Annotated in this window: 6 protein-coding genes and 4 pseudogenes; 5 read left to right on the forward strand and 5 right to left on the reverse strand. The window is 69.7% G+C overall.

What is annotated here, in order from left to right; genetic code table 11:
- The 5 genes and pseudogenes from BAY1663_RS20910 to BAY1663_RS20930 all read left to right on the forward strand — a co-directional run.
- Positions 1 to 320 (forward strand): annotated as a pseudogene (locus tag BAY1663_RS20910) (acyl-CoA dehydrogenase family protein); the annotation flags it as partial.
- A gap of 103 nt (positions 321 to 423) precedes the next feature.
- A complete protein-coding gene (locus tag BAY1663_RS20915; RefSeq protein ID WP_037044627.1) occupies positions 424 to 1482 on the forward strand; it encodes an ABC transporter substrate-binding protein in 1059 nt (352 codons plus the stop codon).
- Positions 1463 to 2458 (forward strand): ABC transporter permease, encoded by a 996-nt coding sequence (locus BAY1663_RS20920; RefSeq protein WP_037044635.1) that lies wholly within the window; start codon positions 1463 to 1465, stop codon positions 2456 to 2458. The genes BAY1663_RS20915 and BAY1663_RS20920 overlap by 20 nt, the downstream gene beginning before the upstream one ends.
- Positions 2452 to 3243 (forward strand): ABC transporter ATP-binding protein, encoded by a 792-nt coding sequence (locus BAY1663_RS20925; protein WP_037044637.1) that lies wholly within the window; start codon positions 2452 to 2454, stop codon positions 3241 to 3243. The genes BAY1663_RS20920 and BAY1663_RS20925 overlap by 7 nt, the downstream gene beginning before the upstream one ends.
- Before the next feature lie 110 nt (positions 3244 to 3353).
- On the forward strand, positions 3354 to 4436 hold the full coding sequence (locus BAY1663_RS20930; RefSeq protein ID WP_037044639.1) for an LLM class flavin-dependent oxidoreductase: 1083 nt from the start codon (positions 3354 to 3356) through the stop codon (positions 4434 to 4436).
- Positions 4437 to 4589: 153 nt separating this feature from the next.
- Here BAY1663_RS20930 and BAY1663_RS20935 read toward each other — a convergent pair.
- The 5 genes and pseudogenes from BAY1663_RS20935 to BAY1663_RS20955 all read right to left on the reverse strand — a co-directional run.
- A pseudogene (locus tag BAY1663_RS20935) lies at positions 4590 to 5245 on the reverse strand (methionine ABC transporter permease).
- Positions 5226 to 6325: pseudogene (locus BAY1663_RS20940) on the reverse strand (methionine ABC transporter ATP-binding protein). Before BAY1663_RS20940 ends, BAY1663_RS20935 begins: the two co-directional pseudogenes overlap by 20 nt.
- A 2-nt stretch (positions 6326 to 6327) precedes the next feature.
- Positions 6328 to 7125, reverse strand: coding sequence for a MetQ/NlpA family ABC transporter substrate-binding protein (locus BAY1663_RS20945; RefSeq protein ID WP_037044640.1), 798 nt, complete (start codon positions 7123 to 7125; stop codon positions 6328 to 6330).
- A 20-nt stretch (positions 7126 to 7145) separates the two neighbouring features.
- Positions 7146 to 8566, reverse strand: a pseudogene (locus BAY1663_RS20950) (LLM class flavin-dependent oxidoreductase).
- Positions 8566 to 9667 (reverse strand): SfnB family sulfur acquisition oxidoreductase (locus BAY1663_RS20955; protein WP_037044641.1); only part of this gene is annotated, 1102 nt, incomplete at its 5' end. The pseudogene BAY1663_RS20950 and the gene BAY1663_RS20955, both read right to left, overlap by 1 nt.

A 9667-nucleotide genomic window follows, 5' to 3' on the forward strand; every position in this document is an offset into this window, starting at 1 on the left:
CTGCCGCGCTTCCAGGAGTTGGTCGGGCGGATCGACAGCTGCTGCTGGCCAACCGGGTGCTGCTGGACGCGGCGGCGCAGGAGCGGCTGCCCGCGGCCGCCAGCGCCGCGCAGGTCAAGTACCTGGCGACCAACCAGGCGATCCAGGCGGTCGAGCTGGCGCTCGCCGCGGTCGGCAACTCCGGGCTGGATCGGCGCAATCCGTTGCAGCGGCATTACCGCGACGTGCTCTGCGCGCGTATCCACACACCACAGGACGACGTTGCGCTGGGGGGTATCGGTCGGGCCGCGTTCGGTCGGGCCGCGCTAGGCCTCGGCTGACAACGACCACCGCCCGCAGGCGGCTCACTTGCACGGTTTCACGGCAGCTTCCCGACCACGCGGTGTCTGCCCGGTATTCAGCCAACATTCCGGGAGCATCCCCATGAGTCTCGATTCGAATCTTTCCCGTCGTCGCCTGCTGGCATTGGCCGGCGGTGCCGTCGCCAGCAGTGCCCTGGGCCGTTTCGCCTTCGCCCACGACGCCCATCATGCCGCGCCCGCCGGCCCCGCGCCGTTCGCCCTTGGCACCGGCCAGTGGGCGTTGCCCGAGCCACGCAAGATCAAGCTGGCGACCAACCTCAACGCCGTCTGCCTGGCGCCGGTGGCGGTGGCCGACAGCCAGGGCTTCTTCCGCGAGCACAACCTGGAGGTGGAGTTCGTCAACTTCGGCCATTCCACCGAGGTGCTGCTGGAGTCGCTGGCCACCGGCAAGGCGGATGCCGCCACCGGCATGGCGCTGCGCTGGCTGAAGGCCCTGGAGCAGGGCTTCGACGTCAAGCTGACCGCAGGCACCCACGGCGGCTGCCTGCGTCTGGTGACCCTGGAGGACGGCCCGCGCAGCCTCGAAGCGCTCAAGGGCGCCACCATCGGCGTGACCGACATGGCCAGCGCGGACAAGAACTTCTTCTCGCTGATGCTCAAGCGCCATGGCGTCGACCCGGCCCGCGACGTGACCTGGCGGGTCTATCCCATCGACCTGCTGGAGGTCGCCCTGCAGAAGGGCGAGATCCAGGCCGCCAGCGGCTCCGACCCGATGATGTACCGGGTCAAGGCGCAGGCGGGATTCCGCGAGCTGTCGACCAACCTGGTGGAAGACTACGCCAACCTCAGCTGCTGCGTGGTCGGCGTCAGCGGCAACCTGGCGCGCAAGGAAAAGCCGGTGGCGGCGGCGCTGACCCACGCCATCCTCCAGGCCCACGCCTGGGCGGCCGAGCATCCGGAGGCAGTGGCCGAGGAGTTCCTCAAGTTCGCGGTGAACACCTCGGCCGAGGAAATCCGCGCCATCCTTGGCGAGCACACCCACGCGCACTATTCGGTGGGCAACGCCTTCGTCAAGGAGATCGCCGTGTACGCGCGCGATCTCAAGGCCGTGGACGTGCTGCGCCCGCGCACCGACCCGCTGCAATTCGCGGAGAGCATCCATGCCGACGTATTCGCTTGAGTTGGACGCGGCCGGGGCGCGGGCGTCGTTCGCCCCCTGGCGCACCGGGCTGCTGGCGGCGTTCGTCTGGCTGGGTTTCGCGTTGTTCGCCGGGCTCTATCCCGACGGTGGCCGCGAATGGCCCTACACGCGCGAGCTGGTGGCGGGCACCGGCGGCGTCGCCGTTGCCCTGGCGCTGATCGCGCTGCTGCCCGGTCCGGCGGCGCGCCTGGCCGACTGGCTGCGACCGGCCGGCAAATGGCTGGTGGCGCTGCCGCTGCTGCTCGCCGCCTGGCTGCTGGTGACGGCCAAGCTCGTGCTGCTGCCGGTGCCGTTCTTCGCTCCGCCGCAGGCGCTGATCGAGGTGTACCTGGAGGACTGGCCGCGTCTCGGCGAGAGCCTGCTGCACTCGTTCTGGCTGCTGGCCAACGGCGTGCTGCTGGGTTCGCTGTCGGGCTTCGCCGCCGGGGTCGCCATCGGCTGGTCGCAGCGCATCGGCTACTGGGTGCATCCGGTGCTGCGCATCCTCGGGCCGGTGCCGTCCACCGCGCTGCTGCCGATCTGCTTCTTCTTCTTTCCCAGCAGCTGGGCCGCCAGCGTGTTCCTCATCGCCCTGGCCACCTGGTTCCCGGTCACCGTGCTGACCTGGTCCGGGGTGGTCAGCGTCGATCGGGCGTACTACGACGTGGCCCGCACCCTAGGCGCCAGCCAGCGCTTCCTGATCTTGCGGGTGGCGATCCCGGCGGCCCTGCCGCATGTGTTCGTCGGCCTGTTCATGGGCCTGGGCGCATCGTTCTCGGTGCTGGTGGTGGCGGAAATGATGGGGGTCAAGGCCGGGCTCGGCTGGTACCTGCAATGGGCCCAGGGCTGGGCCGCCTACGCCAACATGTACGCCGCGCTGCTGGTCATGGCGCTGCTCTGCTCGGGCCTGATCACGCTGCTGTTCCTGGTGCGCGACCGCACGCTGGCCTGGCAGAAGGGGGCGGTGAAATGGTGACTGCCGCCCTGCGATCCGCTGCGCCGGCCGATGGCCTGCACCTGCAGGTGAAGGGCCTCGGCCATGCCTTCACGCTCGGCAAGGACAGCCTGCCGGTGCTGCAGGACATCGACCTGACCCTGCTTCCCGGTGAAAGCGTCGGCCTGCTCGGGCCGTCCGGCTGCGGCAAGTCCACCCTGCTGCGGCTGATCGCCGGGCTGGAGCCGCCGGCGTCCGGCGAACTGCTGGGCGACGGCGAGCCGATCGTCGCGCCCGCCCCGTCGCGGATCCTGGTGTTCCAGGACCCGACCCTCTACCCCTGGCGCACGGTGTGGAACAACGTCGCCCTCGGTCTGCAGACCCGCGGCCTGCTGGCCGGCCACCGGGAGCGGGTCGACCAGGCGCTGGCGATGGTCGGCCTGGGCGAGTTCAGCGGCGCCTACCCGCGCCAGTTGTCCGGTGGCATGGCGCAGCGCGCCGCGCTGGCGCGGGCGCTGGTCAACGAACCGCGCCTGCTGCTGCTCGACGAGCCGCTGGGCAAGCTCGACTCGCTGACCCGCATCGCCATGCAGGGCGAACTGATCCGTCTGCGGCAACGGCAGCGCTACAGCTCGCTGCTGGTGACCCACGACGTGGAGGAAGCGCTGCTGTTGTGCGACCGCGTGCTGGTGCTGTCCAGCCGGCCGGCGCGGATTCTCGCCGAGCTGAAGGTCGAACGCGCCTATCCGCGCCATCGCGACGACCCGCTGCTGGTGGAGCTGCGCCAGCGGGCGCTGGAACTGCTGGGCCAGGGCAGCGACTGGTGATCCATCGATGCGAGTGGCGCCCGCAGTGCGCCGCCGCTGCCTTGCGCATGCGAGCGAGTCCGTGGCCCGGAGCGGCGGACATTCATTGATCTGCAACGGAGTTTCTTCTCATGAGTCTGCAAATACACGGCATGATCGGCCATCGACTGTCCTCGGAAACCATCGCCCCGGTCGGGCCGGTGTTCGACAAGGACTACATCCGCGCCTTCGCCCAGGCCCACGAACAGGCGGGGTTCGACCGCATCCTGGTCGGCTACTGGTCGGAGCAGCCGGACGGCTTCCTGGTCAGCGCCGTCGCCGGGCTGGCCACCAGCCGCCTCGGCCTGCTGCTGGCGCACCGCCCCGGATTCGTCGCGCCGACCCTGGCGGCGCGCAAGCTGGCCACCCTCGACGCGCTGCTGGACGGGCGCCTGGCGCTGAACGTGATCAGCGGCGGCAGCGACGCCGAGCAGCGCAAGGACGGCGACTTCCTCGACCACGACCAGCGTTACGCGCGGACCGACGAGTTCCTCGAGGTGGTCAGGAAAACCTGGACCGCCGAGCGGCCGTTCGACCATGAAGGCCGCTTCTACAAGGTCGAGAAGGCCTATTCGGCGATCAAGAGCGAGCAGAAGCCGCATATCCCGGTGTTCTTCAGCGGCGCTTCGGAGGCGGCGATCCGGGTCGCCGGCAAGCATGCGGACGTCTACATGCTGTGGGGCGAATCGCTGGCCAACACCCGCCAACTGGTCGAGCGGGTGCGCGCCGAGGCCGCCGCCAATGGCCGCACGATCGCCTTCAGCCTGTCCTTCCGGCCGATCGTCGCCGAGACCGAGGAGGCGGCCTGGGCCAAGGCCGAGACCATCCTGCAGCAGGCCCGCGAGCGCATCGCCCGGACCGGCGCCCCCGAGGGCAAGCCGCAGAGCGCAGGGGCGCAGCGTCTGCGCGAGGAGGCCGCCAGGGGCGAGCGCCTGGACCGGAGGCTGTGGACCGGCATCGCCGGGCTGGTCGGCGGCGGGCAGAACTCCACGGCCCTGGTGGGTACGCCGGAGCAGGTCGCCGATGCGCTGCTCGACTACTACGACCTGGGCATCGAGCAGTTCCTGATCCGTGGCTTCGACCCGCTCAACGACGCCATCGAGTACGGCCGCGAACTGATCCCGACGCTGCGCGCCAAGGTCGCCGAACGCGAGCGCGCCCGGCAGAGCGCCTGAGGCGATGACCCCGCCTGCGGCCGCACGTTTGGGGCGGGGTCCCTGGAGAGTGACCGCGATTCGCGCGCATGGCGCGCTTCTACAAAGTACTCTCCTTGCTTATCTGAACAGCATTGCCGGCTTCCCAGGGCTTTGTGTTGGCAAAACGACACCTCAAAGCCGCTTGTTCAAGCGCCTGGCCAGCCCGTCGCCGCCGAGCTGGATCAGGCTGACCATCACCACCAGCACCACGATCACGGTGAGCATCACCTGGGTGTCGAAGCGCTGATAGCCGTAGCGGTAGGCCAGGTCGCCGAGACCACCGGCGCCGATGGCGCCGGCCATGGCGGAGGAGTTGATCATGGTCACCAGGGTGATGGTGAAGCCGCCGACGATGCCGGGCAGGGCCTCGGGCAGCAGCACGTGCCAGACGATGTGGCGGCGCCGGCAGCCCATGGCCTGGGCGGCTCGATCAGGCCGTGGTCGACCTCGCGCAGGCTGACCTCGGCGATCCGCGCGAAGAACGGCGTGGCGGCGATGGTCAGCGGCACCACGGCGGCCCAGACGCCGTAGGTGGTACCGACCACCAGCCGGGTGAAGGGGATCAGCGCGACCATCAGGATCAGGAAGGGAATCGAGCGGAACAGGTTGACGATGCCGCCCAGCACCCGGTTGAGCCGGGGCGCCTCGAAGATCCCGTCCTTGCTGCTGGTGACCAGGAATACCGCCAGCGGGATGCCCGCCAGCAGCGCCAGCAGGGACGACACGCCGACCATCAGCAGGGTGTCCAGCAGGCCCTGCCAGAGCCGCTCAAGCAGCAGTGGCGACATAGCCGAGCACCTCCGCGTGATCCGCCAGACGGCGGGCGTTGACCAGCAGGTCCTCGGGTTCCAGCGGCGAGCCGGCGACTTCCAGCACCAAGCGGCCGAGGGGCCGGCCCTGGATGCGCTCGATACTGCCCTCGATCAGGCTCACCCGGCCGCCGAGGGCATCGCCCAGGCTCAGCAGGTCCGGCGCGGCACCGTGGCCGCCGTAGCGCAGGCGCAGCACCGGGTGGTCGTCGACGGTGAGCCGGTAGGGACGCAGGCGCGCCTGCAGGTCGGCCGGCAGTTCGTGCTGCAGGGCGCGAGCAGGGTGCGGGTGACCTCGTGCCAGGGTGCGCCGAACACCCGCCAGACCGGGCCCTGTTCGACCACCTCGCCCTGTTCGAGCACCACTACCCGGTCGCAGATCTCGCGGATCACCGCCATCTCGTGGGTGATCAGCACGATGGTCAGGCCCAGGCGCTGGTTGATCTCGCGCAGCAGGGCGAGGATCGACTGAGTGGTTTCCGGGTCCAGCGCGCTGGTGGCTTCGTCGCACAGCAGGATCTCGGGGTCGTGCACCAGCGCACGGGCGATGCCGACGCGCTGCTTCTGGCCGCCGGAGAGCTGAGCGGGGTAGGCGCCGCGCTTGTCCAGCAGGCCGACCAGTTGCAGCAGTTCGTGCACCTTGCGCTGGCGCTGGCCGTAGGGCACGCCGGCGACCCGCAGCGGCAGCTCGACGTTCTGCCAGACGGTCTTGGCCGACATCAGGTTGAAGTGCTGGAAGATCATGCCGATGCGGCGACGCTGCTCGACCAGCTGGTCCTCGTCAAGCTGGCCGATGTCCACGCCGTCGATCAGCACCTGGCCGCTGCTCGGCCGCTCCAGGCGGTTGATGGTGCGGATCAGCGAGGACTTGCCCGCGCCGCTGCGGCCGATGATGCCGAAGATCTCGCCGCGCTGGACGACCAGGTCGATGTCGCGCAGCGCCTGCACGCTGCCGAGCGCGCTCTGGTAGGTCTTGCCGAGGTTGGCGAAACGCACGTGCACGTCGCTGTACAGGCCGGCTTGCGCCGCCTGCTGCAGGTGGGCATCGAAGCCGCTCATGTTCAGCTCCCCCAGCCGGGTTGGTAGAGCGCGCCGTGGGCCTTGTCGAGGGCGGCGCGGACCTGCGGCGAATGCTGGTAGATGTCGACGAACTTGAGCAGGCGCGGGTCGCGGGCCTTCTGCGGCTGGGCGACGAACTGGATGACGTACTCCGGATGGTCGACGCCGTCGAACAGCAGCGCGGATTCCGGATCGTGGGTGCCGGCGAGGCGGATGTAGTGTGGATAGCCCAGCGCCAGGTCCACCTCGTCCAGGGCGCGGACCAGCTGCACGGCCTCCAGCTCGATGATGCGGATGTTCTTCGGATTGCCGGTCACGTCGGCCAGCGTGGCCTTGTAGCCGACGCCTGGCGCGAGGCTGATCAGCCCGGCCTTCTCCAGCAGCTGCAGGCCGCGCCCGCCATTGATCGGGTCATTGGGAATGGCCACCCTGGCGCCGTCCGGCAGGCTGGCGAAGTCCTTGTGCTTCTTCGAGTAGAGCCCGACGTTGTTGATGATGCCGGGCGCCACGGGAACCAGATCGGCGCCGCTTTCCGCCTTGGCGTTCTCCAGGAAGGGGATGTGCTGGAAGTAGTTCACGTCGATGTCGCCATTGGCCAGGCTGACATTGGGCGCGATCCAGTCGCTGAACTCGATCAGCTCGACGTCCAGGCCCTGTTTCTTCGCCTCCGCCACCGCCACTTCCAGCGGCGGGGCGAAGGCGGCGGTGGTGCCGAGCTTGAGCGGTTGCTCCGCCAGCGCCAGGCCGGAGAGGGTCAGCAGGGTGCCGAAGGTCAGGGTTTTCAGGGTCTTGTCGAACATGGGCGTCATCCTTTCGGCGGTCAGAGCAGGCTGAGGGCGTTCAGCCCGCGATAGAGGTCGCGGTGGGTGGTGGTCAGGCGCTCGGGGGCGCGCCAGTGCGTGCCGATGTGCCCGTCCGGCAGGCGCGGGCCCTGGCCGAACAGCTTGTGACGCAGGCTGCCCTCGTCGTAGGCGGTCTTGTAGACGCCCCGGTTCTGCAGCTCGGGGACCACCAGGTCGATGAAGTCGGCGTAGCTTTCCGGCGTGACGATGCGGGTCAGGTTGAAGCCGTCCAGGTCGGTCTCGTCGATCCAGGCCTGCAGTTCGTCGGCGACCTGCGACGGCGAGCCGACCACCAGCGGGTAGCGGCTGCCGAGGGCGTGCTGCTCCAGCAGGCGGCGCTTGGTCCAGCCGCTGCCCTTGGCGGTGAACGCCTTGACCACGGATTCGATGGCGTTGGTCTTCTGGTAGCGGATCGGTTCGTCCAGGGCGTAGCGGGCGAAGTCGATGCCGGTGGAGCTGGAGAAGTGCGCCAGGCCCGCCTCCGGGCTGGCATGGCGCAGGTACTCGGCATGCTTGTCGCGCGCTTCGGCCTCGCTCGGCGCGACGATCACGCCGATGCCCATGAACACCTTGATCGCCTCCGCCGGCCGGCCGGCGGCCAGGGCGCTGGCGCGCACCCGCTGGACCTGCTGGCGCACCGCCTCGCGGTTCTGCCCGCCGATGAACACGCATTCGGCGTGCTGCCCGGCGAAGCGCAGGCCACGCTCGGAGGAGCCGGCCTGGAACAGCACCGGGGTGCGCTGGGGCGAGGGCTGGCAGAGGTGGTAGCCCTCCACCTGGTAGAACTCGCCATGGTGCACGACCTTGTGCACCTTGCCGGGCTGGGCGTAGATCCGCTGCGCGCGGTCGGCCAGCACGGCATCGTCCTCCCAACTGCCTTCGAGCAGCTTGTAGAGCACCTCCAGGTATTCGTCGGCCTGGTCGTAGCGGCGGTCGTGTTCGATCTGCCGGCGCAGGCCCATGGCGTGGGCGGCGCTGTCCAGGTAGCCGGTGACGATGTTCCAGCCGACCCGGCCCTTGCTCAGGTGGTCGAGGGTGGAGAGACGGCGGGCGAACAGGTAGGGCGGCTCGTAGGTGAGGTTGGCGGTCAGGCCGAAGCCAGGTGCTCGGTGGCCCCGGCCATGGCCGAGAGCAGCAGCAGCGGGTCGTTGACCGGCAACTGGATCGCCTCCTTGGCGGTGAGGTCGATGCCGCCCTGGTAGACGTCGTAGACGCCGAGGATATCGGCGATGAACAGCCCGTCGAACAGCCCGCGCTCCAGCAGCCTGGCCAGGTCGGTCCAGTAGGCCAGGTCGTTGAAGTCGCTGGAGCGGTCGCGCGGATGGGTCCACAGGCCGTGGTGAATGTGCCCCACGCAATTCATGTTGAAGGCGTTCAGGCGAATCTGCTTGTTCGGCATCAGATCGTCCCCCGGCGCGGCGGCAAGGTGTCGTTGAGGTAGTAGTTGCCGACCGCGTGGTACTTCCAGCGCACGGGGTCGTGCAGGGTGTGGGTGCGCGCGTTGCGCCAGTGGCGGTCGAGGTTGTACTCGGCGAGCGTGGCGCGGCTGCCGGAGAGCTCGAGCAACTTGCTGCTGGCGGCCAGCGACGCCTCGGTGGCGATCGCCCGCGCTTCGGCCACGGCGATCGAGGCGGCGGCCACCGTCTCGGCATCCGGCGCCGCCTGGGCGTGGTCGAGGCTCTCGCCGGCACGCTCCAGCAGCGCCTCGGCGGCATGCAGGTGGATGGCCAGGCGGCCGACGGCGTTCAGCGTCAGCGGGTCGTCGCTGGCCCGGTCCACGCCGGCATCGATCCACGGTCGCGCATTGCTGCGCACGAAGGCCAGGGTGTCCTCGTAGGCGGCGCGGGCGATGCCGGTGTCGATGGCCGCATGCAGAATCTGCGCGAACGGCCCGAGCGTGGTCGGGCGGTCGAACGCCGCCTGGAAGGGCACCACGTCGTCGGCCGCCACCGGTACGTTGTCGAACACCACCGAGCCGCTGCCGGTGGTGCGCTGGCCGAAGCCGGTCCAGTCGTCGATCACCTCCAGGCCCGGCGCCTGGCGCGGCACGAAGGCCAGCTGAGCGATGCCGTCGTCGTCCACCGCCAGGGTCGGGATGCGCTGGGCATAGAGCGCGCCGGTGGCGTAGAACTTGCGCCCGTCGATGCGGTAGCGCGCGCCGTCGCGGCGCAGGCGGGTATTGCGATCCAGCGCGGTCTTCGTGCCCAGCTCGGCGAGGGCGTTGCCGAAACGCCGGCCCGCCAGCGCTTCGGCGTAGAGCCGCCGCTGCTGTTCGGCCGTGCCGTTGATGCGCAGGACTTCCAGGGCATAGAAGTGATTCTGCGGGATCTGCCCCAGCGAGCTGTCGGCCTGGGCGATGCGCGTGATCACCCGCGCCAGGGTGACGCTGGAGACGCCGGCGCCGCCGAACCGTGCGGGGACCGTGATGCCCCACAGCCCGGAACGGCTGAACGCCTCCAGTTCGGCGTGCGGCAGGCGGCGCTCGCGGTCGCGCCCGGCG

This window comes from Pseudomonas sp. BAY1663 (assembly GCF_000582595.1).
Taxonomy (GTDB): Bacteria; Pseudomonadota; Gammaproteobacteria; order Pseudomonadales; family Pseudomonadaceae; genus Stutzerimonas; species Stutzerimonas stutzeri_AF.